The 24,994-nt window shown below is 60.2% G+C and carries 22 protein-coding genes; 13 read left to right on the top strand and 9 right to left on the bottom strand.

Going from position 1 to position 24,994, the window contains the following annotated elements; all coding sequences use genetic code 11:
• Window positions 1–5 precede the first annotated feature (5 nt).
• Together BLU28_RS14215 and BLU28_RS14210 are read left to right on the top strand one after the other, a co-directional pair.
• Window positions 6–1,235, top strand: a complete 1,230-nt coding sequence (locus BLU28_RS14215; protein ID WP_022563417.1) for a PQQ-dependent sugar dehydrogenase — start codon at window positions 6–8, stop codon at window positions 1,233–1,235.
• A gap of 86 nt (window positions 1,236–1,321) precedes the next feature.
• Window positions 1,322–2,338 carry a DNA topoisomerase IB gene (locus BLU28_RS14210; protein ID WP_077987888.1) on the top strand — a complete coding sequence of 339 codons (1,017 nt, stop codon included), beginning with the start codon at window positions 1,322–1,324 and terminating at the stop codon, window positions 2,336–2,338.
• Window positions 2,339–2,342: 4 nt separating this feature from the next.
• On the opposite strand, the gene BLU28_RS14205 is transcribed toward BLU28_RS14210, so the two are convergent.
• Window positions 2,343–3,065 carry a response regulator transcription factor gene (locus tag BLU28_RS14205; RefSeq protein ID WP_004437639.1) on the bottom strand — a complete coding sequence of 241 codons (723 nt, stop codon included), beginning with the start codon at window positions 3,063–3,065 and terminating at the stop codon, window positions 2,343–2,345.
• Between the two features lies 1 nt (window position 3,066).
• Window positions 3,067–4,302: a GAF domain-containing sensor histidine kinase gene (locus tag BLU28_RS14200; RefSeq protein WP_004437637.1), complete on the bottom strand. Its 1,236-nt coding sequence runs from the start codon at window positions 4,300–4,302 to the stop codon at window positions 3,067–3,069.
• A gap of 303 nt (window positions 4,303–4,605) precedes the next feature.
• On the opposite strand from BLU28_RS14200, the gene BLU28_RS14195 reads away from it, so the two are divergent.
• The 6 genes from BLU28_RS14195 (at window position 4,606) to recX (ending at window position 10,663) form a co-directional block, all read left to right on the top strand.
• Window positions 4,606–5,622, top strand: coding sequence for an ABC transporter substrate-binding protein (locus BLU28_RS14195; RefSeq protein WP_004437634.1), 1,017 nt, complete (start codon window positions 4,606–4,608; stop codon window positions 5,620–5,622).
• Between the two features lie 89 nt (window positions 5,623–5,711).
• Entirely contained in the window at window positions 5,712–7,175 is a 1,464-nt protein-coding gene (locus BLU28_RS14190; protein ID WP_034500202.1) for an ATP-binding cassette domain-containing protein, read from the top strand.
• Window positions 7,172–8,113, top strand: coding sequence for an ABC transporter permease (locus tag BLU28_RS14185; RefSeq protein ID WP_004437626.1), 942 nt, complete (start codon window positions 7,172–7,174; stop codon window positions 8,111–8,113). Before BLU28_RS14190 ends, BLU28_RS14185 begins: the two co-directional genes overlap by 4 nt.
• Entirely contained in the window at window positions 8,110–9,057 is a 948-nt protein-coding gene (locus tag BLU28_RS14180) for an ABC transporter permease (protein WP_004437622.1), read from the top strand. The genes BLU28_RS14185 and BLU28_RS14180 overlap by 4 nt, the downstream gene beginning before the upstream one ends.
• A 32-nt stretch (window positions 9,058–9,089) precedes the next feature.
• Window positions 9,090–10,010 (top strand): SMP-30/gluconolactonase/LRE family protein, encoded by a 921-nt coding sequence (locus BLU28_RS14175; protein WP_022563414.1) that lies wholly within the window; start codon window positions 9,090–9,092, stop codon window positions 10,008–10,010.
• A 62-nt stretch (window positions 10,011–10,072) separates the two neighbouring features.
• Window positions 10,073–10,663 carry a recombination regulator RecX gene (gene recX, locus BLU28_RS14170; protein ID WP_004437614.1) on the top strand — a complete coding sequence of 197 codons (591 nt, stop codon included), beginning with the start codon at window positions 10,073–10,075 and terminating at the stop codon, window positions 10,661–10,663.
• A 2-nt stretch (window positions 10,664–10,665) separates the two neighbouring features.
• Here recX and BLU28_RS14165 read toward each other — a convergent pair whose 3' ends face one another.
• From BLU28_RS14165 to BLU28_RS14140, 6 genes are all read right to left on the bottom strand, one after another.
• Window positions 10,666–11,064: a c-type cytochrome gene (locus BLU28_RS14165; protein ID WP_006698130.1), complete on the bottom strand. Its 399-nt coding sequence runs from the start codon at window positions 11,062–11,064 to the stop codon at window positions 10,666–10,668.
• A gap of 98 nt (window positions 11,065–11,162) precedes the next feature.
• Window positions 11,163–11,690 carry a DUF992 domain-containing protein gene (locus tag BLU28_RS14160; protein WP_004437608.1) on the bottom strand — a complete coding sequence of 176 codons (528 nt, stop codon included), beginning with the start codon at window positions 11,688–11,690 and terminating at the stop codon, window positions 11,163–11,165.
• 248 nt (window positions 11,691–11,938) lie between these two features.
• Window positions 11,939–12,748, bottom strand: a complete 810-nt coding sequence (locus BLU28_RS14155) for an ATP-binding cassette domain-containing protein (RefSeq protein ID WP_022563412.1) — start codon at window positions 12,746–12,748, stop codon at window positions 11,939–11,941.
• Window positions 12,749–12,782: 34 nt separating this feature from the next.
• Window positions 12,783–14,747 (bottom strand): Fe(3+)-hydroxamate ABC transporter permease FhuB, encoded by a 1,965-nt coding sequence (gene fhuB / locus BLU28_RS14150; protein WP_034500194.1) that lies wholly within the window; start codon window positions 14,745–14,747, stop codon window positions 12,783–12,785.
• The gene (locus BLU28_RS14145; protein ID WP_022563410.1) at window positions 14,744–15,646 is read right to left on the bottom strand and encodes an iron-siderophore ABC transporter substrate-binding protein; all 903 of its coding nucleotides are present in this window, start codon (window positions 15,644–15,646) and stop codon (window positions 14,744–14,746) included. The genes fhuB and BLU28_RS14145 overlap by 4 nt, the downstream gene beginning before the upstream one ends.
• A gap of 28 nt (window positions 15,647–15,674) precedes the next feature.
• Window positions 15,675–17,807 carry a TonB-dependent siderophore receptor gene (locus BLU28_RS14140; RefSeq protein ID WP_022563409.1) on the bottom strand — a complete coding sequence of 711 codons (2,133 nt, stop codon included), beginning with the start codon at window positions 17,805–17,807 and terminating at the stop codon, window positions 15,675–15,677.
• Between the two features lie 188 nt (window positions 17,808–17,995).
• Between BLU28_RS14140 and BLU28_RS14135 the strand changes: the two genes are divergently transcribed.
• The 5 genes from BLU28_RS14135 (at window position 17,996) to BLU28_RS14115 (ending at window position 23,345) form a co-directional block, all read left to right on the top strand.
• Entirely contained in the window at window positions 17,996–18,907 is a 912-nt protein-coding gene (locus tag BLU28_RS14135) for a LysR family transcriptional regulator (protein WP_004437596.1), read from the top strand.
• A gap of 241 nt (window positions 18,908–19,148) precedes the next feature.
• Window positions 19,149–19,412, top strand: a complete 264-nt coding sequence (locus BLU28_RS14130) for a spike base protein, RCAP_Rcc01079 family (protein WP_022563408.1) — start codon at window positions 19,149–19,151, stop codon at window positions 19,410–19,412.
• Window positions 19,413–19,598: 186 nt separating this feature from the next.
• The gene (locus BLU28_RS14125) at window positions 19,599–21,266 is read left to right on the top strand and encodes a phosphoethanolamine transferase (RefSeq protein ID WP_077987889.1); all 1,668 of its coding nucleotides are present in this window, start codon (window positions 19,599–19,601) and stop codon (window positions 21,264–21,266) included.
• Between the two features lie 66 nt (window positions 21,267–21,332).
• Window positions 21,333–21,986: a response regulator transcription factor gene (locus BLU28_RS14120; protein WP_004437591.1), complete on the top strand. Its 654-nt coding sequence runs from the start codon at window positions 21,333–21,335 to the stop codon at window positions 21,984–21,986.
• A gap of 21 nt (window positions 21,987–22,007) precedes the next feature.
• Window positions 22,008–23,345 (top strand): sensor histidine kinase, encoded by a 1,338-nt coding sequence (locus tag BLU28_RS14115; RefSeq protein ID WP_022563406.1) that lies wholly within the window; start codon window positions 22,008–22,010, stop codon window positions 23,343–23,345.
• A 62-nt stretch (window positions 23,346–23,407) separates the two neighbouring features.
• Here the strand turns inward: BLU28_RS14115 and BLU28_RS14110 are convergent, their stop codons facing one another.
• Window positions 23,408–24,712, bottom strand: coding sequence for an MFS transporter (locus BLU28_RS14110; protein WP_006698138.1), 1,305 nt, complete (start codon window positions 24,710–24,712; stop codon window positions 23,408–23,410).
• Window positions 24,713–24,994: the final 282 nt, after the last annotated feature.

Raw genomic sequence — 24,994 nt, 5'->3', positions numbered from 1 at the left:
GACCCATGTTCCACAACAACCGATTTCTGAATTCGACGATCCTGTGCGCGATGCTTGCCGTTCCTTTGGCCGGCGCAGCCAACGCACAGACCGCCCCGGCTGCCGAAACGAAACGGCCGAATGCGCCGGATCAGAAACCGGCTTTTGAGGGCCAGACGCGCGCGCCGCAGGCTGCTGCCCAGCCGAGCATCGAAAAAACCGTCGTCGCCGATGGTCTGCCGCATCTGTGGTCCATGGAATTCCTGCCCGATGGTCGCATGATCGTCGCTGCCAAGGAGGGCGCCATGCATATCGTCGCTGACGGCAAGGCCGGGCCGGCGATAGAAGGCGTGCCGGAGGTGGCTTCCGATGGACAGGGCGGGCTTCTCGACATAGCGCTGGCGCCCGATTTCGAAACCTCCCGTAAAATCTTCTTCTCCTTTTCCGAGCCGCGTGAGGGCGGTAACGGCACCTCCGTCGCATCGGCCAAACTGACAGAAGACGGTGGAGCGGCGAAACTGGAAGACGTCTCGGTGATCTTCCGCCAGATGCCGACCTATGATGGCGACAAGCATTTCGGATCACGGCTGGTTTTCGGACCGGACAACGAACTTTACGTCACCGTCGGGGAGCGTTCGGATGCCACGCCGCGCGTGCAGGCGCAGGATCTGTCGAGCGGTCTCGGAAAAGTCTTCCGGATTGATGCCGATGGCAAGGCCTTCGAGGGAAATCCCTTCGCCGGACAGCAGAATGCTCTTCCGGAAATCTGGAGCTACGGCCACCGCAATCTTCAAGCCGCGGCTTTGGATGGTCAGGGCCGGCTCTGGACGGTCGAGCATGGGCCGAAGGGCGGCGACGAGCTGAACCTGCCGAAAGCGGGCCTCAACTATGGCTGGCCGGTGATTACCTACGGGGTGGAATATAGCGGCCGGGCGGTTGGCGAGGGTGTAACAGCCAAGGAAGGCATGGAACAGCCGGTTTATTATTGGGACCCCGTCATCGGCCCGTCCGGCATGGCCTTTTACGACGGCGACCAGATTCCCGAGTGGAAAGGGGCCTTCATCGTCGGCGGTCTGGTGAGCCAGGGCCTCGTCATCCTGCACATTGACGGCGACAGGGTTGCGACGGAAAGCCGATTGCCGCTGGAAGCGCGCATTCGTGATGTGAAAGTGGGTCCGGATGGCGCTGTCTATGCCGTGACTGAAGAACGCGGCGGCGGCAACTCGCAAATTTTACGGATCGCCAAGGCCACCTGAGAAAGCGATGACAGGAACAACAGGCCGCCGGAACGAAGGCGGCCTGTTTTTCGTTTGCCGCAGCGTGAAACCTGCCGGGAAAAACAATGCCACAGCCGCCAACCCGCCTTCTTGCCAAAATCGGACTTGCCTATGTCAGTGATCAGGAACCGGGTATTTCCCGCGAAAAACGCGGACGCGGTTTCTGTTACCGGCTGCCGGGCGGCGAACTCCTCTGCGATAGTGATGAGCTGAAGCGCATCAAATCGCTCGGTGTACCGCCCGCGTATAAGGATGTCTGGATCTGCATCGACCCGTCGGGGCATCTGCAGGCCACCGGGTTTGATGCCCGCGGCCGAAAGCAATATCGTTATCATCCCGACTGGCATACGCTCAGGGGAGAAACGAAGTTCTTCCAGCTCAAAAGCTTCGGAAGGGCGCTCCCTGCCATCCGCCGTCGCGCCATGGCCGACGTCGGTAAACAGGACCATGGGCAGGAAATGACGCTTGCAGCCCTCACCCTGTTGCTTGATGCCGCCTATTTGCGCGTCGGAAATCGCTCCTATCTTGAGAGTAACGGCACCTATGGCGCAACGACATTGCTCAAGCGGCACGTTTCGTTCGGTGAAACCATCGAATTGAGCTTCGCCGCCAAAGGCGGGCAAAAGGTGAAACGGCAATTACGCCACCCCCGCCTCCAGAAAATTCTTGAAGAGATCGCCGATCTGCCCGGCAAGGAACTCTTCGTCTGGCAGGATAGTGAAAACCGGGTTCACTCCGTCGATTCCAGCGATCTCAACGCATATCTCTCACGCATCGGCGGCCAGGGCATTTCCGCCAAGACCTTCCGCACCTGGGGCGGAACGCTCGCGGCCTTCTGCAACGCCATGGAGCATGTGGCAGCCGGTGAAAAACCGAGCATAAAAGGCATGTGCCAGGCTGCGGCGACCGAGCTTTCCAATACGCCTGCCATCTGCCGCAAGAGCTATGTGCACCCCGCTGTTCTCGATATCGCCACGGAGGAAAAGGCCCAGAAAAAGCTCAGCCGCATCTTGAAGGTCGGGGCAAAACCCGTCTCCGGCCTCAGGGCGGACGAAAGACGCCTGCTGGCCTTTTTACCCTGACAGGTCAGCGGCCTCCCACCCATTCCGCCAGTTCGCGCTCGGCCTTTTCCAGCGCGCTGTAATTCAAAAGCTTGCGCAGGAAAGCGACGGTAACGGCGCGGGTTCTAAGATTATACCGGCCTTCCGCCTCGTCATCGCCGGCCGCCTGATGCACGTTCAGCTTCTCGTAGAGACTTTGCAAGCGGTTCTGCACGCTGCGCAGCGACAGGTTCCGCCGGCGCGCAATCGCCTTATCGGTAAGTCCAAGCGCGACATCGACAAGAATTTCATATTCGGAATCGGTAAAACCATGCGCCTTGCCGAGGCTCTTCTCCTGCAGGCCGCGCACTTCCCGGTCGATCACGCATTGCGCCTCGATGAAGATGCTGCGAAGGGCCAGCCGCAGTCGGTCATCGGAGGCGGATTTCAGCACATATCCATAGGCGGCACCCTCAGGCACGATGCGGGAAACGCCACGTACATAGGCCTCGTCGGAATAATTGGACCAGAACAGGATGCGGGTATCCGGCCTTTCCTTCCAGATGGTGCGGGCCGCCTCGATGCCGTTGCGCTCGTTCATCTGCAAGTCCATGACGATATGGGCGGCGCGATTTTCCCGCGCCAGCTTTTCGCCGGTTCTGCCGTTTGCCGCCTCCAGCACCTTGTCGCATTCCGGCAGGGCGGCTCTTACCGCCTCGTTCAGATAGGCCCGATGCAGGGCATCATCCTCAACGATGAGCACGTCCATGTCACATCTCCTCCCGGAAATTGAAAGCGCCCGCAGGCAGGGTGACGGTGATGCATGTACCCGCCCCATCACGGTTGCCGCCTCTGTCGAACCGGGCAGAGATCAGCCGCGCCCGCGTCTTCATGTTGCCCATGCCGAGACCGCCGGGGGCACCACTGTCACCGCCGCCATTGCCGTCATCGCTCACCGTCACCCGCAACCCGCCGTCGATTGCGGCGAGTCTCACGGCAATCGTTTCGGGCTGGGCATGGCGAATGGCATTGTTCACGGCCTCCTGCACGATGCGGAAGAGCGATATGGCCACCGTCTTGTCCAGCCTTTCAACCAGCCCCTCCGTCTCGTCCTTCACTGACCAGTCGATAGCGCATCCGCTGTCGCGCACGGAGCGGTCCACATAGGTCTCGATGGCTTCAACGACGCCGAACAATTGCAGGATCGAGGGTTTCGCCTCCTCGATAATCTCGCGCAGATCCTGCATGCAATGCTGCAGGCTGCGCACCACCGGCTCCAGCATCTCGCCGGAAATATCGGGAGTGTGGCTCATGCGCTCGATACGCCGCGCAAGCCGCGTCAGGTCGGCCAGAGTCTGGTCATGCAGGTCCATGCCGATGCGCTGCCGCTCGGCCTCCAGCGCTTCCGTCAATTGCAGCGCGCCGAGGCGCAGGCCTTCTTCGCGGGCATTGGCGCGCGCCTCCTCGATGGCCGAGCGCTTGGCCTGTTCAGCGGCACGAATGGCGTAGAAATAGGGCGCCAGCAAATCCGCAACGGCGCGGGCGTTAGTGACATCTTCCATCGTATAGGCGTTCGACTGGTGCGAGGAGCAACTGAGCGCACCGATGATGTCGCCATGCACCTTCATGGGGACATGCAGGCGGCTGTGCAGGCCAAGTTCGATGATGGGGCTGGAAAACGACCCTTCGAAATGAAAGCGCGGATCGGAACAGGCGTCGCCGCTTAAAAGATATTCGACCGAGCCCGACAACAGCGACCGGATCGGGCTTCCGGTGAGAAGTGCGGGCGGCTGTCGGCTCCAGGCGCTGACCAGACCGCTCTCATAGGCAATGTGATACTTGTCATCCAGCTGCTTGATGCAGACATCCATGTGATCATGCGGGATGATATGGCTGATCTCGGTTGCGACCGCCTGAATGATGGCATTAAACTCCAGCTGCCCGGCGAGCAGCCTCGAAATGCCCATATAGTGATGAAAAAGAGCGCTTTTCGGCGTATCCAGCATGTGCGGACGCCCTCCCAAGCGTCTGCCTCCAATCCCTGCGGCGAAGATTTAACCCATCGGGTCCGCATTCTTCATTCTGCGCCCGACAGTGACCTTTCGTCCTGCGGGTTCCCGCAAGCTTTCTGCGGAAACCCGCAGGAAGATTGCCGCGATCCGCCTATACAAGCCAAATCTTCTTGGTCATTCTCGCTTCTACTGGGGAAAGGAGCTCCAGTGCAAAGGAATTCCGCCTGCCGCCGAGGAGATTTGCGGCGTGCGAGAATTCCGGGCTCGAAAAGGGCAAGCCACGAGGGAGGAAATCAAATGGCTTTCAGGAAGATGCTTCTGGCATCGGCCGCTGTCGCATGTGCAGCGCTGCCGATCACCGCTCATGCCGATACGTCGGCAAAAAAGATTGCGCTTTCAAACAATTACGCAGGCAATTCCTGGCGTCAGGCGATGCTGACCAGCTGGGACAAGATCACCAAGCAGGCGGTTGCCGACAAGCAGGTGGCCGCAGCTGACGCCTTCACGACAGCCGAAAACCAGGCGACCGAACAGGCGGCGCAGATCCAGAACCTGATCCTGCAGGGTTATGACGCCATCGTCATCAACGCCGCTTCGCCGACTGCACTCAACGGCGCGGTGAAGGAAGCCTGCGATGCCGGCATCACCGTCGTATCCTTCGACGGCATCGTCACCGAGCCCTGCGCATGGCGCATCGCCGTCGACTTCAAGGCCATGGGCGCAAGCCAGATCGACTACCTTGCCAAAGCGATGCCGAAGGGCGGCAACCTGCTCGAAATTCGCGGCCTGGCCGGTGTTTCCGTGGATGACGAAATCCATGCTGGTATTGTCGACGCCGTCGCCAAGAACCCGCAGTTCAAGATCGTTGGTTCGGTCAATGGCGACTGGGCGCAGGATGTCGCCCAGCGCGCCGTTGCCGGCATTTTGCCAAGCCTTCCCGAGATCGCGGCTGTCGTAACGCAAGGTGGTGACGGTTACGGTGCGGCCCAGGCTTTTGCCGCCGCCAAGCGCCCGACGCCGACCATCGTCATGGGCAACCGCGAAGACGAGCTGCAATGGTGGAAACAGCAGAAGGATGCGAGCGGCTATGAGACCATGTCCGTCTCCATCGCACCCGGTGTTTCGACGCTGGCTTTCTGGGTGGCGCAGCAAATTCTCGACGGCAAGGATGTGAAGAAGGACCTGACGGTGCCCTTCCTGCGCATCGACCAGGCCAATCTCGAGGACAACCTCAAGAACACCCAGAAGGGTGGCGTGGCGAATGTGGAATATTCGCTTGAGGATGCCCAGAAGGTGATTTCCGCGGCGAAGTAACCCGCGGTTCCTACCTGATCCTGCGGCGCTTTCGAAGGAAGCGCCGCAGTGATCCCACATTCAATTTCAGATCACTGGCGTAATTGCTCATGAATGACATCATCGAGGCGGAAGAAGTCGTCGCCGCGCGCGGCGTGAAGGTCGTGTTCGGCGCGGTCAGGGCGCTGGATGGGGCCAATCTCGTCATCCGCGCCGGGGAATGCCTCGGGCTCGTTGGCCACAACGGCGCAGGCAAATCCACCATCGTCAATGTCATCAATGGCGGGCTCACACCGCATGAAGGCTCCATTTCCTATCGTGGGAACCAGAACCGCCACGGCATAGCCGCTGCGCGTGCGAGCGGCGTGCGCTGCGTCTTTCAGGAACTCTCGCTCTGCCCCAACCTGACAATCAGCGAAAACGTCCGCATCATGCATGCCGCCATGAACGGGCGGAACTGGCGCGGGCGCGCTCTTTCCATGATCCGCCAGACGCTCGACGAGATTTTTCCCGGCCACGGCATCGATTGCGAACTGACGATTGCCGAGCTTTCGATTGCAGAGAGGCAGATGGTGGAAATCGCCATCAATTTCTGCCGCACGCCTGAAGCCCCGAGGCTGGTCATTCTCGACGAGCCGACATCCTCGTTAGACGCGGGCCTTGCCGAACAGTTGATGGATTATGTCCGGCGTTTTGTGCGCACCGGCGGCTCTGTTCTGTTGATCTCGCATATTCTCGGTGAAATTCTTTCAACCGCCACCCGCATCGTTGTCATGAAGGATGGCCGCGTGGTGGCCAACCGGCCCGCCGCCGAATTCACCACGCGGACGCTGGTGGAGGCCATGGGCAGCGTCGTCAAGCCGCAGGACAGGCAAAAGGGTGAGAGCCGCAAGGCGGGCGAAAAGGTGCTTTCCATGCCGGCGCGCCGGGGCGAAGGCCTTGCCTTCGAGGCTTTCCGCGGAGAGATCATCGGCCTTGCCGGCCTCGGCGGACATGGCCAGACCGAAGCGCTTCTCGACCTCTATCTTGCCCGCAACAGCAGCTGGCTGCCGGTGCGCAAGACCGATATCGCTTTCGTCGCGGGCGACCGCAGCCTCAACGGCACCTTCCCGCTGTGGAGCATCCTGAAGAACCTCTCCATCGCGTCGCTGCGGGATATTTCATCCGCGGGCATTGTGGACAGGAGCAAGGAGAGCGAACTGGGCGCGCAGTGGAAAAAGCGCATCGAAATTCGCACGCCCGACATGGGCAACAGGATCCTGTCTCTCTCCGGCGGCAACCAGCAGAAAGTCCTTTTTGCCCGTGCGCTCGCCACCACCGCCAGCACCGTTTTGATGGACGATCCGATGCGCGGCGTCGATATCGGCACCAAACAGGAGGTCTACGATATCTTGAGAACTGAAGCCTCTCACGGCCGCACCTTCATCTGGTACTCGACCGAGATGGATGAAATCCGTCTCTGTGACCGGGTTTATGTCTTCCGCGACGGCGCCATCCAGGCGGAACTCGTCGGCGACGACGTTACCGAGCAGAATGTGCTGGCCGCTTCCTTTGCCGGAGAAGACCACGCATGAAACTTTCGGCAAACGCGCTCCGCCTCATCATTCCCGCCGCCTCGCTCGCCTTCCTGCTCGCCGCAGTCTTCTACATGCAGCCGCGTGCCATGAGCTACACCGGCTTGAACCTACTGTTCAATCTGGCAGTGCCGATTGCACTCGCCACCATTGCGCAGATGCTCATCATGTCGGTCAACGATCTCGACCTGTCGATGGGCACCTTCGTCAGTTTCTGCGCCTGCGTCACCGCGACCTTCCTGCAAACGACGCCATTGCTTGGTATTGCGATCTTTGCCGGGGCGATCGCGGTTTATGCACTGCTCGGCGCCATCATCCATATCCGCGCCCTGCCCTCCATCGTCGTCACACTGGGCATGAGTTTCGTCTGGGGCGGCCTCGCCGTGCTCATTCTCCCCTCGCCCGGCGGCCAGGCGCCTGCCTTCATCCGCACGTTGATGACGGCAAAACCGCCTTTCGTGCCGATCGCGATCGTCGCCAGTATCCTGATTGCGGTCATCGCCCATTATATCGTCATGCGCTCCTCGTTCGGCGTGTTGATGCGCGGCGTCGGCGGAAATTTCCGCTCTGTCGAGCGTTCCGGCTGGTCAGTCATCGGCATCCGCGCCGCCACCTTTGCGCTGGCCGGTTTCTTCGCGGTGCTGTCCGGTATCGCCCTCGTGGGCCTGACGACATCGGCCGACGCCAATATCGCGCTGCGCTACACGCTGCTGTCGATTGCCGGCGTCATCCTCGGCGGCGGCGAATTCGTCGGCGGAAGAGTATCGCCCATCGGTGCCGTCATCGGCGCGCTGACGCTGACGCTTGCAGGCTCCTTCCTCTCCTTCATGCGCATCTCGCCGGACTGGCAGATTGGCGCGCAAGGGGCAATCCTCATCATCGTGCTGGCATTGCGCATCCTGCTCAACCGTCTCGAAAAGCGGGAGAAAAACCAATGAACGGGCTCTCTTCCCTCACCAGAAAACCGTGGATCTGGTCCTTTGCCGCAACCATTGCGGTGTGGATCATCACCGTGCTCTTCACTGGCGGCGCAAGCTCATTCGGCCTGTCGCACGCAGCACTCACCTTCGCGGCCTTTTCTGTCATCGTCGGCATCGGCCAGATGTTCGTCATCACGCTCGGGCCCGGAAATATCGACCTCTGCGTTCCCGCGACGATGACGCTGTCGGGGACGCTTGCCTTGAAGTTCATGGATGTATCGGACAGCCTCATTCTGCCGGGATTGCTGATCGCCATCCTCATCGGTATCGCCATCGGCATCGGCAATTATGCCCTGATCAAGCTCCTGCGCATCCCGCCGATCATCGCGACGCTCTCCATGAGCTTCATCGTGCAGTCCATCGCCATCTGGTCGAACCGCGGCCTGCGCATCAAGCCGCCGGAAACATTGGCCACATTCGCCACATCGAGTTTTCTCGGCATTCCCAACGTCGCCCTGGTCGCCCTGCTGCTTTCCGTTATTGCATGGCTGCTGCTGGACCGCTCCTTCTACGGACGCTGGATTGCCGCCATCGGCCAGAGCACCTTCGCTGCCCGCATGACCGGCATTCCCGTGGATGGCGCACGCTTCGTCACCTACGTCCTCTGTGCGGTGCTGGCGGCAATTGCCGGTTATCTGCTCGCCAGCTTCTCCGGCGGTGCGGCGCTCAACATGGGCTCGGAATATCTGCTGATGTCCATCGCCGTCGTTGTCATCGGCGGCACAGCGGTGGCGGGAGGGGATTCCAACGTGCCCGGCATATGGGGCGCATCGCTCTTCATGTTCCTGGTGGTCTCGATGCTGAATACCTATGGTTTCGGCGCGGGCATCCGCCTCATCCTCACCGGTCTCATCATCATCTCCGTCATTCTTCTGGCGAGTGGCCCGAAGGCCACGCGCTGACCCCGAACGACAAGCCAAAGCGGACCACGCTCATGACCACAGACAAGACTTCACCTTACGAAATTCACGACGACCGTTTCCGCCACCTGATCGTCGGCAATGCCGAGCTGGAAGAGCTTTATTCGGGCTGCCGCTGGGCAGAAGGACCGGTGTGGTTCGCCGACCTGAACTGCCTGCTTTTCAGCGATATCCCCAATGAGCGCATGCTTCGCTGGGTGCCGGATGGCGGAATCTCGGTTTATCGCCAGCCCTCCAACTTCACCAACGGCAACACCCGCGACCGGCAGGGACGTCTTGTGTCCTGCGAACATGGAGGCCGCCGCGTCACCCGCACCGAGGTCGACGGCTCGATCACCGTCCTTGCCGATAGCTACTACGGCAAGCGGCTGAACTCACCCAATGACGTGGTGGTGAAATCAGATGGCAGCGTCTGGTTCACCGACCCGACCTACGGCATTCTGTCCGATTACGAGGGCTACAAGGCCGAGCCGGAGCAGAAGACCCGCAATGTCTACCGGCTCGATCCCGCTACCGGAAAGATCGACATCGCCATCGACGACTTCGTGCAGCCGAACGGCCTCGCATTTTCGCCTGACGAAACGAAGCTCTACATTGCCGACAGTTCCTACAGCCACGATGTCACCCGACCCCGCCATATCCGCGTCTTCGACGTCGTGGATGGCGTAAAACTCGCCAACGGCCGGGAATTCTGCAATATCGACAATGGCCTGCCAGATGGCTTTCGCCTCGACACGGCCGGCAATCTGTGGACGAGCGCCGGTGACGGCGTGCACTGCTTTGCGCCTGACGGCACGCTCATCGGCAAGATCAAGGTGCCGCAGACAGTGGCGAACCTCACCTTCGGCGGGCCGAAAAAGAACCGCCTGTTCATCACCGCGACAAAATCGCTCTATTCGGTCTATGTCGCCGCAACCGGTGCACAGACACCCTGAAATCCGAAAACGCTGGTCTGGCAGGAAGTGGCAAGATCGCTTCAGAGCGCTATAATTGGCCGATGAGTGACGATTCCAACCTTTTCCTGACTGACGATATGGAGTTCGACGGCAAAGCCCCGGCCGTTGAACCAACCAGCCGCATGCTCTCCTGGGCACGCAATTCCGCTCTATACCGGCTGGAACAGCGCATGATGACGGAAAAGCAGCTGCGCGACGCCATCATGCGCAAGGCACGGGAAAAATTCGAGGATATCGGCGCCGCGCAGATAAAGGCGCTTGGCGATTTCGCGGTGCGTTTCGCTTATGAGATCAAGGCGCTTGACGATACAGCCTTTGCGGAAATCACCGTGCGAAGCGGGCAGCGCAGCGGCAAATCGAAACGGGGGCTGGCGCAAAAGCTTCAGCTTAAGGGGATAGACCGGGAGACCGCAGCCGTCGCCCTTCAGGAAACCGACGATCTGGTCGCAGCCATCAATTTTGCGCGAAAACGCGCTTTTGGCCCTTACCGTCGGGTCGAGCTTGATGAGAAGCGCAAGGCAAAGGAGTTTTCGGCATTTGCCCGCAATGGTTTTGGTTTCGAAATCGGGTCGAAGGTTATGTCGATGACGACGGAAGAAGCGGAAGATATTTTATCGGAAGCACCGCTCTGACGTTATTGTGGCAGCGGACGGGTTTTCAGATAAGCGATGAGATCGGCGATATCACTCTCGCTCCAGAGGCCGAAAAAGCGCATTGCATTTCCCGGGAGCGCCTTCTTCGGACTGGACAGAAATTTCTGCAACTCCTCCTCCGACCAAACCCTGCCTGCCGCTCCAGCATCCTTCAGCGCCTGTGAATAGTGGCTGTAGTCAGCGATAGATGCGATGGGTCTTCCGACCACGCCCATCAGATGCGGCCCCATGCGGGTGCGCGGCGCGTCGATGCTGTGGCAGGTGGAGCAGCGGCTGAAAACCTTCTCGCCATGCGCAGCATCGCCTTCGGAGAAAGCGCTCGACGCCGGGAGGAGGATGAATGCGACCGCGGCCGCGACTTTTTTGATCGGGGACATCATACCCCTGATAATACAACGCCCTCTGCGTCTGACAACGAAGAGGGCGTGTTTTGTCATGCGACCTAATGCCCGGCTCTAGCCTCCGGGCATCAGCCGGATCAGTTCATGGCCGTCAGCGTCACCGAGGTGCCGGTGGCGGCGAGGTTAAGGCCAACCTGGCCGGTCACGCTCACTGTCTGCAGCTGGATCGAGCCGGAAGTACCGCCGACGAGAACGTTCGTGCCAACGCCGAGACCGACGGTGACTTCAGCCGTTGCGCCCTGATAGAGGCCGCCGAGCGAACCCCGGTGGTAACCGGCGGTCGGGGCGAAAACGGCCCAGACCAGACGGCCCTGCGTGGTGAAACCGAGGTCAACGCCCATCTTGCGGATAGCGCCGCTATAGTGGTCGGTACGACGTGCGCCGATCGTGGACTGGAAGGTGCAATCCAGTTCCTTGGCCGAGCCGAGAACGTAACCGACGCCGCCGCCGATATCGCAGGTGAGGTAACCGATCTTGACGCCGTTGCGATCGTCCTGCTCCTGCGGAGCCGGCTCGTATCGTGCAAGGTCGGCAGCGAGTGCGGATGCGGTTCCGCCAAGGCCCATCGTCAATGCGGCAAAAGTTACGGCAACAGCCTTTTTCATCTGATTATCTCCTGTTTTATTCCTACCCGCAGCAGCCCTTCTTGCCCTCTCCGGATATTGAATTCCGCACTGTTAACGTTTGTTCCCTGAAATCGATCCAAAACAACTTAATTGGAGGCGATGAAAGCCGAACGGTTAACAATGTCTGATGGCGGTAGGATGCCATTAAGACATTGTTAGGGCGGGAAATGCGTGCGGAATCACCATCAACAGCAAGCGTTGGCGGGCGTGGTTCTGCAGCAACAACATCAGAGCGGCAGGGCCACGGGAAGGCCGGTGGCTGCGTGGGTCATCACGTCCATTCGCACGCCATAGATGCGCTCCAGCGTCTCCGGCGTCATGATCTCTTCCGGCGTTCCCCGGGCAATCAACCGGCCGGAATGCAGCGCGACGATCTCGTCGCAGAAGCGTGCCGCCATGTTGACGTCGTGCAGCACGACGATGACGCCAAGGCCTTTTTCACGCGACAGTCTCTGCACCAGCGAAAGCACCTCGATCTGGTGCGCCAGGTCAAGTGCGGAGATGGGTTCATCGAGAAGCAGGCTTTCGGCATTCTGGGCCACCAGCATGGCAAGCCAGACGCGCTGACGCTCGCCACCCGAAAGCGTATCCACCAGCCGGTCGCGGAAGGCAACGGTATCGGTAAGCTCGATCGCCTCGTCCACTTTTTCCTGATCCGCCTTCGTAAACTGGCCCAGCGCGCCGTGCCAGGGATAACGGCCAAGTGCAACCAGTTCTTTGGCCAGCATGCCGGAAGCGGCCGGCGTATATTGCGGCAGATAGGCGAGCTTTCGCGCAAATTCCCGATTGCCCCAGGCGGCAAGCGCCTTCCCTTCGAAGGACACCCGGCCCGCCGTCGGCTCCTGTATCCGTGCGAGAATCTTCAGCAGCGTGGATTTTCCCGAACCGTTATGGCCGATCAGGCCGATGGTCTTGCCGGTTGCAAAACTGGCCGTCAGCGGCTGCAGCAATGTCCTGCCCGGCACTTCCATGGTGACGCGATCCAGAGAAAAAAGCGGCATATCATCGTAACCGACTGCGGGCGCTGCCTGACCCATGCTTCTCATCTCCATACATCTTTCAAAAAATTCATCATCGCCTGCCTGAAAGCCAGATCAGATAGGGCGCGCCGGCAAGCGCCGCAAAAAATCCGAGCGGCAGTTCATAGGGAAAGGTCACCGTCCGCGCGCCAAGATCGGAAAGCGCCATCAGCACCGCGCCGAACAGGAAGGAGGCGAAGAGATGGTCACGTGGCGTTGTGAAACCGGAGCGCAGCGCAATATGGGGCGCCATCAACCCGACGAAACTCAAGGGACCAACCAGCAGCGAGGCGGCACCGGTGGCAATGCCGGCCACGGCGATGACGGCGGTTCGCGCAGCGCCGAGCGGCAGGCCGAGGGAGAGCGGCACATCCCGCCCAAGCGGCAGGATCGTCAGCCAGCGCGTGACCGATAACGCTCCCGCCAGAAGCACGATGGAAAGAACGGCGAGAAAGATCGCCGAAGCCGGCGTTGCCGTCGAACCCGAGCCGCTGAGCCAGGCGAGAATCTGCCATGCCCGCTGGTCGCCAATGGCAAGCAGCGCCGAAAGCACCGCCGAGCAGAGCGAACTGACGGCAATGCCCGCGAGCAGTATCTTTTCCGGCGGGAGGTGCCTGCGCACGGCGAAGAAGAGCACAAGGATCATGACGACCGCCGAGCCGATGCCGGCGCCGCAAAACAGTTCCAGCAGGCCTGCTGCCGGAAAAATGGTGATGGCGACGGCAAAACCGAGGCCCGCACCGCCGCTGACGCCGATCACCTCCGGGCTCGCCATCGGGTTGCCTGTCAGTCGCTGCAAAAGAGCACCCGCCATCGCGAGAAGACCGCCAGCGGCCATGGCGGCCAGTAGCCGGGGCCAGCGGAACGGCAACAGGCTTTGCAGATCGTCCGCCTTCAGCATTTCCCAGCCATCCGGTCCCTTGCCAACGGCGAGTGCGGCAAACACCAGCACCGCCATGATGGCCAGTGCAGGCAGCAGGGACGTGAGCCGGCGTCTTGTCGCAAGCTCGACGCCTTCACCGCGCTGCACGTCTGTCGGCCGGATTTTCGGCAGGAGCCACAGAAGCAGCGGACCGCCGATCAGGGCCGTCACCGCTCCCGTTGGAAAAACTTCCGCCGTCGTGCTTGCCAGAAGCTGGACCAGACTATCGCAGAACCATAGAAGCAGACCGCCGAGCAGCGGCGAAGCGAACAGAACGGAAGACGAGCGCCGCCCGCCCAGCGCCCGGGTGAGTGCCGGTGCGGCAAGACCGATAAAGCTAACGAGACCGACCGCAGAAGCAACGAAGGCGGCCAGCATGACCGCGACGGCCGCAACCGCGAGCCTGATCGAAAACAGCGATACGCCGAGCGATCGAGCACCAGAATCGCCGAGACCGAGAATCGTCAAAGGCCTTATCAGCAGGCCGGTCAGAACGAGCCCTGCCAGAAGCTGGCAGGTGAGAGACAGGGCGTTCGACCAGTCCTGCTGGCTAAGCGAGCCGCCGTTCCAGACCACCAGAGACATCAGATATTCGCCCTGCGCGAGCGTCAGCGCCGCGGAAACGGAAGCGGCGGTGATGCCGACCAGCAATCCTGACACCACCATGGTCACCGGCTCGAAGGAGCGCCGCCAGCCAAGCAGGAAGACAATACCCGCGGCCGCAGCGGCCCCGGCAAGCGCCACCAGGGCGCGGTTACCGTCCAGAACAGACGGAAAAAACAGGGTGGCGATGACGATGGCCAGTTGCGCGCCGGCCGAGATGCCGAGCGTCGAAGGATCGGCAATCGGATTGCGCAGCAATTGCTGGAAAAGCGCCCCGGACAGACCGAGCATCGCGCCCGCCAGAACGGAAACCGCCACGCGGGGCATCAGGCTGAAGGCGAAAATCACCTGATCCATCGACAGGTCGGCAGCATCGAACGGTGGACTGGGCCATGCGCTGAACGGCAGCCGGAGCAGCCCTGCATGCAGGGAGAGCCCGCAGGCGAGAGCGAACAGCAGCCCCAGGACAATCTGGAGAGGGCGCGCCGTCACAGGGCTTCCCCCCGCACCGAAAGCGCTTCGGTCAGAAGCCGCGCAAAACGCATGCCGGCGGTGATGCCGCCATAGGGGGCGACATTGGCAAGCGTCACAACGCGGTTTTCCCGAACGGCAGGCAGTGCCCGCCAGATTGCGCTGTTGCGCAACGTTTCCCGTGCCTCGACCGGAATATCGGAGACGACGACGATGCGGGCATCCGGCGAGGCCGCGAGGTTTTCAATCGGGACCGGAGCCGCGAAAGTGAATTGCGAACGATCCACCCAGGCATTGGCGAGCCCCAGCCGGCCAAGAACATCCCCGAACATGCTGTCCGCGCCGAAAGCGCGAAAATGTCGCGCGTCGCCGATATTGATCACATAGGTCGGCCGCGCCGCAAATCCGGCGAGGCGGGTCCGCATGGCGTGCAGCGCCGCTTCCGTTTCACCCAGAACCCTGCGCGCCTCTTCGGCCCGCCCGAGCTTTTCACCAAGCGCCGTGACTGCCGCCAGCGCCTTTGCGAAAGGCGGCTCGCCCTTTACGTAAAAGGGCAACGAGAAGACCGGCGCGATAGCTTCAAGCCTGCCGGTGTAGCGGGTGTAGAAGGGCGAGATCAGAATGAGATCGGGTCGGGTCAGTTGCAGGAGCTCGAAATTCGGAGCGCCGCGCAGGCCGAGATCGGCGACGGTTTCCGGGATTTCGGGCTCCAGCGCACCCGCCCGGAACTGGATAAGCTCGGTCGCCGCCACCGGCATGACGCCAAGGGCCACGGCTGTTTCGAGCATCGCCCAGTCAATGGCGGCAATGCGCGGGGTCGACTGTGCCCGCGTCGCGCCAGCAAAGGCCGCAGCAGCGAGCAGGGCCAAAAACTCCCGCCGTCCCCAAACGGGAGACATCCATCGATCCTTGCGCGTCATGCCCCTGCTGCTTCACTTAGATGTGGCGTTACCAACGATAGGTCAGCTTGCCCATGACCGTTCTTCCGTCACCGTAATAGCATCCGAAAGTGGAGCAACTAGAAATATATTCTTTATCAGTCAAGTTTTGCACCATAAGCGAGGCGCGGTAGCCGTTCTTCTCGTAATGCACGCCGAGATCGAGCAGGGCGAGCCCCTTCATCTCAAAGGTATTGGCGGCATCGCCATAACGTTTTCCAACGTAACGAACACCGCCGCCGATGCCGAAACCTTCGAGCGCGGTATCTTCCGGGAAGGTGTAATCGAGCCAAAGGCTGGCGGCGTGCCGGGGGGTGCTATCAAGCTCGTTCCCATTATTCACACGGCCGGAGACCTCGCTGTCCATGTAGGTATAGGCCGCGCGCAGGTCGAGCCCGTCGACAAGGCTTGCAACGCCTTCAAGCTCTAGGCCTTTCACGTGCGCCTCATCCATCTGCTGCGTCACGCCACCCACCGTCGTTGTGACGTTCTTCTGTTTCAGATCGTAGATCGCCGCCGAAAAGAAACCGTCGAAACCTTCCGGCTGGTATTTGACACCCGCTTCCCATTGTTCACCGGTGGTCGGTTTTGGCGCATCACCGACAGCCGGCTGCGGCACCGGCTCGAAGGAGGTTGCATAGCTGACATAGGGCGCGATCCCGCCATCAAACAGATAGCTGACGCCGACACGGCCGGTCAGCTTGTGGTCATCCTTGTCGAGCGTGCGATAGGTGGTGCCATTGAAGGTCGTGCCGCTGGTGCTTGCCCAGTCCTGCCGCAGGCCGGCAGTGATGCGCCAGTTCTCGATCGCCATCTCGTCCTGCGCATAAAGGCCGATCTGGGAAATATCGGTCTTCACATCGGCATAAAGCGTGCGCGAGGTAAGGCTGATCGGCCCGCCATAAACAGGATTGACGGGATTGAGCGGCGTTGCGGCCCAGAACTCGGTTTTGACGTTATTGTCGAAATAGCGGTAATCCAGCCCGACAAGCAGGGTATGATCGATCGGCCCCGTGGAAAAATCCGCCTGGAGGCTGTTGTCGATGTTGAAGGTGTTCAGCAGCTCGTCCTGGAACGTCGCATTGCGACGGATGAGATTGCCTATCATGCCACCGCTGGTCGAAGACATGCCGAGCGCGCGGTAGGACCAGTCGAAATTGGAATAACGCGCATTCTGACGGAAGGTGAAGGTCTCATCGAAGCGGTGTTCGAATTCATAACCGATATTGGTGAACTTGCGGTTTGATGTATCGAAGGACGGATCACCGACATAAAAGCTGCGGTCCAGCATATTGCCGGGTCTGAAATAGGTCAGCGCCGGCGGCAAACCGGAGGGCGAACTCGGATTGTCGTGCTGATAGGAGGCAAGAACAGTCAGCTTCGTATCCTCGTCCGGCTGCCATGTGAGAGCCGGCGCGATGAAATAACGGTCGTTCTGCAAATTGTCCGTTTGGGCATGGGCGTTGCGCGCAAGGCCGGTCAGGCGATAGGCGAAACTGTCGCTATCCGCCACCGGGCCGCCAATATCGAACATCGACTGATAATAATCGAAGCTGCCGATCTGCGCACCGACTTCACCGAACCGTTCGAAGGTCGGCCGTTTGCTGCTGAGATTGATAAGGCCGCCGGGATTGCCCTGCCCGTAGAGCACGGAAGCGGGCCCGCGAATGACCTCCACGCGCTCCAGACCGTAGACCTCAAAAGAAGGCGCACCGGCCGTCCGCATCAACCGCAGACCATTGAGGAACTGCAGCTGATTCCCCTGAAAGCCGCGAATGCGCGGCGCATCGAAACGCGGATCGGCGCCGAACGGCTGCGCAACCACCCCCGGGACGTAATTCAGCGCCTCGCCGAGATTGCGGACATCCTGCGCATCCATCTGATCTCTGGTGATGACGGATACCGATTGCGGCGTCTCGATCAGGGATCGCCCTGTCTTGGTGGCGCTGGCGCTGGTTTTTGCCACATAACCCTTCACGGGCGCCTTGGGGTCCTGATTTTTCGCGCCGTCGACGGTGATGGTCTGCAGCACCGTGGTTCCGGCGTCCTGTGCAAGGGCAGAAGCCGGGGCCAGGAACGCCACATAAGCAATGGCGGCGCAGCCACCAGCCAGAATGGAAATGTGTTTGGTTTTTCCCTGCACGCCAAAATCCCTCGTCACCCGCACCAGCCATAGGCAGTCATTTACTGGAGAATTAAAGTCATCTTATTACGCAAGGTGTGGATTTCGATCCAATAAGTGAAACTGGATTTTTTCATAATTTTTGATTATGAAATCTCTCTCCATAATAGTTTGGAATTATTCAAAACCTGCCAAAAAAGGCGCTGACAATGGGCAGAAAACCGGCGAACCGGGCTGACGCGTTCGAGCTGCGGCATCTGCGCTATTTCACCACGCTGGTGGACGAGCGCAACTTCGAGCGCGCCGCTGCCCGCCTCGGCATTGCCCAGCCGGGTTTGAGCCAGCAGATCATGGCGCTTGAACAGATCGTCGGCATGCCGTTGCTTGATCGCACAAGGCGGTCGGTGAAGCTCACCATGCCCGGCCAGCTTCTTTACGAGGATGCCCGGAAAATCCTTTCGAATGCCGAGGCGACGCTTGCAACGCTGAAGCGTGTCGGCCGCGGCGAAACCGGGCGCATCTCCATCGGTTATGTCGCCTCCGCCGCCTATTCCGGGTTGATGATACAGTCGATCGCCAGTTTCCGCGCCTCCCATCCCGATGTGGAGCTGCAATTGATCGAGATGGAAATGCGGCTGCAACTGGCCAGGATTGCCGACGGCAATCTGGATTTCGCCTTTATCCGCCCGCCCGCCCCTGTTCCGGAAGGTGTGACAACCCACGTGGTGTTGCGGGAGCCCTTGATGGCAGCGCTGCCGGAAAACCATCCTTTGGCTTTTGCCCCGCAGGTCGATCTGAAAAATCTTTCCGGTGAAACCTTCATCACGCCGCGACAGCCGCCGGATGTCGGCTTTCATTACAACACCATCGAGGCCTGCAACGAAGCCGGGTTCCAGCCGGCAATCAGCCCGGAAGGCAGGGACTACACGACCATTGTCAGCATGGTGGCCATTGGCCTTGGCGTTGCGCTGGTGCCGCGCTCGCTTGATTGCCTGCGGTTGCCCGGCGTGCGCTATGTGCCGCTTGCGGCAAGCGCCACGACGTCGGACCTCGCCATCGCCCACCGGAAAACCGAAGCCTCCCCCGCCGTCAGGGCCTTCATTCTCCACGCCCGCAATTGAGCCGCGTGGAGGGAAATATCCGTGTCGCACCTTGTTCGCCGGGGACGAAAAATCGGCCGCCCTCCGTCGCGCGGCATTGATCGAGCGACGACGGTGCGCCGCAACGCCCGGAATTGCCGGGCAGATGGCTGCCTGCCGGACGTCGTTCCGGCGACCGGGGTAAAAATCTCCTTCCCCGCATCTCCCCGCCGCCCCGGCCCACTGCATAATCGCGACAGATTTCGATTTATGGGAGACAGCAATGGCTGAGATTTACGACCACTACGCCGCCGGCCTCGAATCACCGGCTTCCCACGCTTTTGACGTCGTTCCGGACGATGCAAAGCCGCTTCCTTGCGCCACACGCGCGATCTATGTGGGCAATGGCGGACATCTTTGCCTGACTGTCCTTTCCGGGGCAACCGTGACCTTCCAGAACCTGCCCGCCGGCAGCCTGCTGCCGGTCCGCGCAACGCGGATATTTTCGACGCGCACCACCGCAACCGGCATTGTCGGGCTCAACTGATGGTCTTTCCGCGGCAACAGCGCCACACACACTATGGAGGCAATGCCATGCAACATGACACTTTCATGACAAGCTTTCAGGTTGATGTCAGCAAAATCCTGCATGCGCCATTGACCGGCCCATGCGGCAAACCGGAAAGGGGCGTTTGCGCTCGCTTGTCATTGCCGCCGGCCTATCGAAAATTTGGTGGATCTGGCAGTGGCTCTTTTTACCGCGAAAGCGACGGGAACAACAACTTATCGTCCGGAAATCGGCAGCGTGGCGCTGAGCCTGCTGACGGCGGCTTATCTCCTGTTTTTCACGAACCGGACATTCTGGTCGAAGGTTCATACCTATCTTTCCGCCTATCCGGTCGCCATCGTCGCGCTCTATGTTGCCATGATCGCCTTTTTCGGCGCGCTCATCACGATTTTCTCCGCCAAATATCTCCTCAGGCCGTTTCTGATCGTCCTGATCTTCGCGGCGGCGGCGGCGTCCTGGTTCATGGATCGCTACGGTATCGTCATCGACAGCGACATGATCCGCAACGCCATGGAGACGACGCAGGCGGAAGCGGGCAATCTGATCACGCCCGGCTTTCTCTGGCATATGGCGATTTACGGGCTGGTGCCGTCTCTCGTCGTCGTCGCCGTCCGCATCCGGCACCGGCCGATCCTCGACAAGCTTCTGTGGAACACGATCAGCATCCTGGTCTGCCTTGCCATAACCGGCATCATCAGCTTCGCCAACTCCAAGACCTTCACCACCGCCATTCGCCAGCACAAGGATATCGTCAAGAGCGTCAATCCGTTGTCACCGATCATGTCGACGGTGCATTATTTCACGCAGGCCGGCAAGGAAGTCGATATTCAGGTCAGCCCAATCGGCAAGGACGCCAAAGTCCTGCCCGCATTGGGTAACGTGCATAAGCCACGCATTACCGTCATCGTTGCGGGCGAAACTGCCCGCGCGGCGAATTTTTCGCTGAATGGCAACGGGCGGGAAACCAATCCGGAGCTCAAGAAGCGCGATGTGGTCTATTTCCCCAGCACAACGAGCTGTGGCACCGCGACGGCGATTTCCATTCCCTGCATGTTCTCGCAATTCACACGCTCGCAATATAGCCACAAGAAGGCGCTTGCGAATGAAAATGTCATGGATGTCCTCGTCCATGCAGGGGTCAGCGCGACCTGGCTGGACAATAATACCGGTAGCAAGGACGTCGCCGACCGTATCCCCTATTTCGACCTGCCTTCCACCAATGACAGCCGCTTCTGCACCGGCGGGGAATGCCGCGACGACATCTTTTTCGACAAGCTCGACGCCTGGCTCGATAACGTCAAGAAGGATAGTGTCATCGTGCTGCACCAGATGGGCAGCCATGGTCCGACCTACTACCTGCGTTACACCGACGAGTTCCGCAAGTTCACGCCGGACTGCCGCACCGCCGAGCTTGGCAATTGCAGCGACGCCGAAATCGTCAACTCCTACGACAACACGCTTCTTTATACCGACCACTTCCTCTCGACCGTGATCGACAAGCTGAAGGCGCGTTCCGACAAGCTGGCAACAGGCATGATCTACGCCTCGGACCACGGCGAGTCGCTTGGCGAAAACGGCGTCTACCTGCATGGCGCGCCCTATCTCCTCGCGCCCGACCAGCAGACCCATGTGCCGTTTCTCGTGTGGTTCGATGACGATTTTGCCAAATCCATGGGACTGGACAAGGCCTGCCTTGCGAAAAGCGCGGCAGAGGGCGGGCGCTCGCACGACAATTATTTCCACAGCATCCTTGGAATGATGAACGTCTCCACCTCGGTCTACGATCCCTCGCTCGATGTCTTCAGCGGCTGTACCCAACGCCGGACGAGCTGAACAGACAGTGCTTGACGCTTATCCGGAGAACAAGATACGCAAGACGACGCGATAGAGGGAGCTGTCTTGCGGGTTCTGCTTGTTGAAGACGATCATGTGCTGGGGGAGGCGCTGCGGGACCATGTGGCCGCGGCGGGTCACGCTGTCGACTGGTTCAAGACGCTGGGCGACGCCATGGCGGCGACGCTGACGATGGGTTACGGCCTGATCCTGCTCGACATGCGACTGCCTGACGGCGAGGGCATCACCCTTCTGCAAAGCCTGCGCAAGCGCGACGACGCCACGCCGGTCATCATTCTGACGGCGCATGACCAGGTCTCCGACCGGATTGCCGGGCTCAATGCCGGCGCGGACGATTATCTGGTCAAGCCTTTCGATCTCAACGAACTTTCAGCACGCATGCTGGCGGTCTCGCGTCGTTACGAGGGGCGTTCCGCCCCCGTCATCCGCCTGCCCGGCATCGAGATCAACCAGGTAGCGCGCAACATCACGGTCGATGGCACGGCGCAGACGCTCAGCGCCCGCGAATGGGCCGTGCTGGAGAAACTGGTCGAGCATCCCGGCGCAGTCGTCTCGAAAGCGCAGCTGCACGATACCCTGTACGAATTCGGCGCGGAAATAGAGAGCAACACGGTCGAAGTCTATATCAGCCGGCTGCGCAAGAAAATCGGCCATGACCGCGTCGAGACGGTGCGTGGCGTTGGCTACACGATCAAATAGACGAACCCCAGGCAGATACAGATGGCCAGACCGACCAGCATGACCCGCAAACTCGTGATGGCGCTGACCAGCGTTGTCGCCATATCATGGCTTCTCGCCTGCGGTTTGGGCGTCATGGTGATGCAGGACGAGTTCGCTGAGATTTTCGATGCCGGTCTCGAGGAAACCGCGGAAAGACTGCTGCCGCTTCTGCTCGACGACCTGCGTGAGAACAATACCGCGCCGGCCTCGCAGAAGCTCAACCAGTCGGCGGAGGGAGCGGAATATCTGACCTATCAGGTTCGCGACCGAGAAGGCCAGGTCGTGCTGCATTCGCATGACAGTTCGACGGAGCCTTTCGAAGTCTCTCTCGACCCCGGTTTTTCAGAAACATCGTCGCAGCGCATCTTCACGGTCGCCTCACCCGACGGCAACTATTTCCTGCAGGTCGCCGATGCATTCGCAAATCGCCGCGAGGCAATCGTGGAGGCAGGCACCGCGCTGGTGTTGCCCGTGCTCATTCTCATTCCTGCCAGCATTTTTGCGGTCATCCTCGTCGTGCGGCGAACGCTTCAGCCGGTGCAAACCTTACGCGACGAAATCGGCAAGAAGGACGGCGGCAATCTCGCTCCGCTTGCAACTCAACCCTTCCCGCCCGAACTGCACCCCATTGCGCGATCGGTCAACCTGCTGCTTGGGCGGCTGCGCTCGACAATCGAGGCGGAGCGGGAATTCACCGCCAATAGCGCCCATGAATTGCGAACCCCGATTGCCGGTGCGCTGGCGCAGGCGCAGCGGCTGCACGCCGATATCCCCCCGGAGCTTGCGCCACGCGTTGAAAACATCGAAAAATCCCTGCAGCACCTCGCCCACCTCGCTGAGAAACTGCTTCAGATGTCCCGGGCTGAAGCCAGGATCGGGCTCACGGATAAGACAAGCGATCTCATCCCCGTGCTCGAACTCGTTATCGACGATATGAGCAGGACGGCGATAGGGGCGTCTCGCATCCGCTTCACCAATCGCTGTGAAGGCGCCCTGTCCGGCAGGATCGGTCCGGATGCCTTCGGTATCATCATCCGCAACCTTCTCGAAAATGCGTTGATTCACAGCCCGCCGAAAAGCCCCGTGCAGGTGATTGCGGAAACAGATGGCGCGATCCGCGTCGTAAATGCCGGGCCGACCGTCGATCCGGTGTTGTTGCCCAAGCTGACGACACGTTTCACCAGAGGCCATTCTACGGCTGACGGCACCGGGCTCGGTCTGGCTATCGTCAAAAGCCTGGTGGAACAGACCGGCGGAAAACTGGTGCTTTCCTCTCCCGCAGAAGGTCAGCAGGACGGTTTTGAAGCCCGCGTGATCATTCCCAGCGAAGCCGCCTGAACGCAAAAAAGAAAAAGCCCCGCCGGGAGGACGGGGCTTTGCTGGTTTTTGGTGTAAGCCGATCAGTCTTCGTGGATATGGCTGTGGTCGCGCGTGTCGCGCATCTTCACGTAAACCACCAGCGACAACGCGATCATGATCGTCACATACCAGAAGAACCAGTTCTCGTGGCCGATCTGCTTGAACTTCAAGGCTACGAATTCAGCCGTTCCGCCGAATATGGTGTTTGCCAGCGCATAAGGTAACGCCACGCCGAGCGCGCGAATATGGGCCGGGAACATTTCCGCCTTCACCACCGCATTGATCGAGGTATAGCCGGTGACGATCAGCAGGCCGATCAGCACGAGGCCGAAAGCCATGATCGGATCGGTTGTGGTCGAAAGCGTGCTGAAAATGACATAGGTGAACAGCGTTCCCAGGATGCCGAAGCCCACCATCAGCGGTTTACGGCCGATCTTGTCCGACAGCGCACCGGCAAGCGGCTGACACAGCATGAAGACAAAAAGCGCCGCCGTGGTAATTTCCGTGGCGCTTTCCTTGCTGAAGCCCGAGGTGTTGACGAGGAACTTCTGCAGATAGGTGGTGTAGGCGTAAAAGGCGAGCGTGCCGCCTGATGTGAGCGCCATGACCATCAGCGCTTCCCTTGGATAGTGCTTGAACAGCGCCCATCCGCTGGACTTCGGTTTGTCGGCAGCGCCGGTCTTGGCATTTTCGAAGGACTGCGTCTCGACAAGGCCGCGGCGGATATAAAACACCGCAATCGCCAGAAGGCCGCCAATGAAGAAGGGAATGCGCCAGCCCCAGGAGCCGAGCTGTTCCGGCGTCAGGACCCGCTGCAGCACCAGAAGCACCGCCAGCGCCAGAAGCTGGCCGGAAATCAGCGTCACATACTGGAAGCTGGAGAAGAAACCACGGCGGTTCTTGCCGGCCATTTCGCTGAGGTAAGTCGCGCTTGCGCCATATTCGCCGCCGACGCTGATGCCCTGCAGCAGCCTTGCAAATACCAGAATGGCGGGGGCGGCAATGCCAATCGTTTCGTGGCCGGGCGTAATCGCGATCAGCAGCGAACCGAGACACATCAAGGTGACGGACAGGGTCAGACCCGCCTTGCGGCCCTTGCGGTCTGCATAGGTGCCCATGAACCAGGCCCCGATGGGCCGCATCAGAAATCCGACGGCAAAAACGGCAGCGGCACTCAAGAGTTCAGCCGTCTGATTGCCCGAGGGGAAGAACACCGGCGCGAAATAAAGAGTGAAAGCCGAATAGACATACCAGTCGTACCATTCGACGAGATTACCCGCCGATCCGCCGATAATGGATTTCAAACGGGTTTTCTGGTCCGGCGCGGCGGCGGGACCATTTGCCATAATATTCACGGGTTGACTCCAATTCATCTTCGTCTGGAGATGGAAGGGCGAACGGAAGGTGTGATAATTTGTCGCTCCTGTCGAGGGTATATACCCGCCATGCTGCGATGCGCAAGTTTATACCGCGTTGCAATATTGCTGAAAAAGCAGCCGTGGCGTCTGAAAGACTTCCTCCTCCCCGGCATTTTCGCCACCCGTTTTTATCACGATTGCTGGGCAGAAACCATCGAAGGAAAACTGGACGACCTTGAACCGCCTTGTAAGCCGCGCCAGCTCAAACTA

The sequence above is a fragment of the Agrobacterium pusense genome (assembly GCF_900102105.1).
Lineage (GTDB): Bacteria > Pseudomonadota > Alphaproteobacteria > Rhizobiales > Rhizobiaceae > Agrobacterium > Agrobacterium pusense.
Note: the sequence above shows the minus strand (reverse complement) of the source record. Positions and strands in the feature narration are given on the sequence as shown.

Excerpts from the sequence above, each read along its gene's own strand:
- BLU28_RS14195 (WP_004437634.1), top strand. The coding sequence starts at position 4,606 with ATGGCTTTCAGGAAGATGCTTCTGGCATCGGCCGCTGTCGCATGTGCA.
- BLU28_RS14205 (WP_004437639.1), bottom strand. The coding sequence starts at position 3,065 with ATGGACGTGCTCATCGTTGAGGATGATGCCCTGCATCGGGCCTATCTG.
- BLU28_RS14145 (WP_022563410.1), bottom strand. The coding sequence starts at position 15,646 with ATGACGCGCAAGGATCGATGGATGTCTCCCGTTTGGGGACGGCGGGAG.
- BLU28_RS14110 (WP_006698138.1), bottom strand. The coding sequence starts at position 24,712 with ATGGCAAATGGTCCCGCCGCCGCGCCGGACCAGAAAACCCGTTTGAAA.
- BLU28_RS14160 (WP_004437608.1), bottom strand. The coding sequence starts at position 11,690 with ATGAAAAAGGCTGTTGCCGTAACTTTTGCCGCATTGACGATGGGCCTT.
- BLU28_RS14210 (WP_077987888.1), top strand. The coding sequence starts at position 1,322 with ATGCCACAGCCGCCAACCCGCCTTCTTGCCAAAATCGGACTTGCCTAT.
- BLU28_RS14180 (WP_004437622.1), top strand. The coding sequence starts at position 8,110 with ATGAACGGGCTCTCTTCCCTCACCAGAAAACCGTGGATCTGGTCCTTT.
- BLU28_RS14185 (WP_004437626.1), top strand. The coding sequence starts at position 7,172 with ATGAAACTTTCGGCAAACGCGCTCCGCCTCATCATTCCCGCCGCCTCG.
- BLU28_RS14190 (WP_034500202.1), top strand. The coding sequence starts at position 5,712 with ATGAATGACATCATCGAGGCGGAAGAAGTCGTCGCCGCGCGCGGCGTG.
- BLU28_RS14115 (WP_022563406.1), top strand. The coding sequence starts at position 22,008 with ATGGCCAGACCGACCAGCATGACCCGCAAACTCGTGATGGCGCTGACC.
- BLU28_RS14215 (WP_022563417.1), top strand. The coding sequence starts at position 6 with ATGTTCCACAACAACCGATTTCTGAATTCGACGATCCTGTGCGCGATG.
- BLU28_RS14175 (WP_022563414.1), top strand. The coding sequence starts at position 9,090 with ATGACCACAGACAAGACTTCACCTTACGAAATTCACGACGACCGTTTC.
- BLU28_RS14200 (WP_004437637.1), bottom strand. The coding sequence starts at position 4,302 with ATGCTGGATACGCCGAAAAGCGCTCTTTTTCATCACTATATGGGCATT.
- BLU28_RS14165 (WP_006698130.1), bottom strand. The coding sequence starts at position 11,064 with ATGATGTCCCCGATCAAAAAAGTCGCGGCCGCGGTCGCATTCATCCTC.
- BLU28_RS14135 (WP_004437596.1), top strand. The coding sequence starts at position 17,996 with ATGGGCAGAAAACCGGCGAACCGGGCTGACGCGTTCGAGCTGCGGCAT.
- BLU28_RS14130 (WP_022563408.1), top strand. The coding sequence starts at position 19,149 with ATGGCTGAGATTTACGACCACTACGCCGCCGGCCTCGAATCACCGGCT.
- BLU28_RS14155 (WP_022563412.1), bottom strand. The coding sequence starts at position 12,748 with ATGGGTCAGGCAGCGCCCGCAGTCGGTTACGATGATATGCCGCTTTTT.
- recX (WP_004437614.1), top strand. The coding sequence starts at position 10,073 with ATGAGTGACGATTCCAACCTTTTCCTGACTGACGATATGGAGTTCGAC.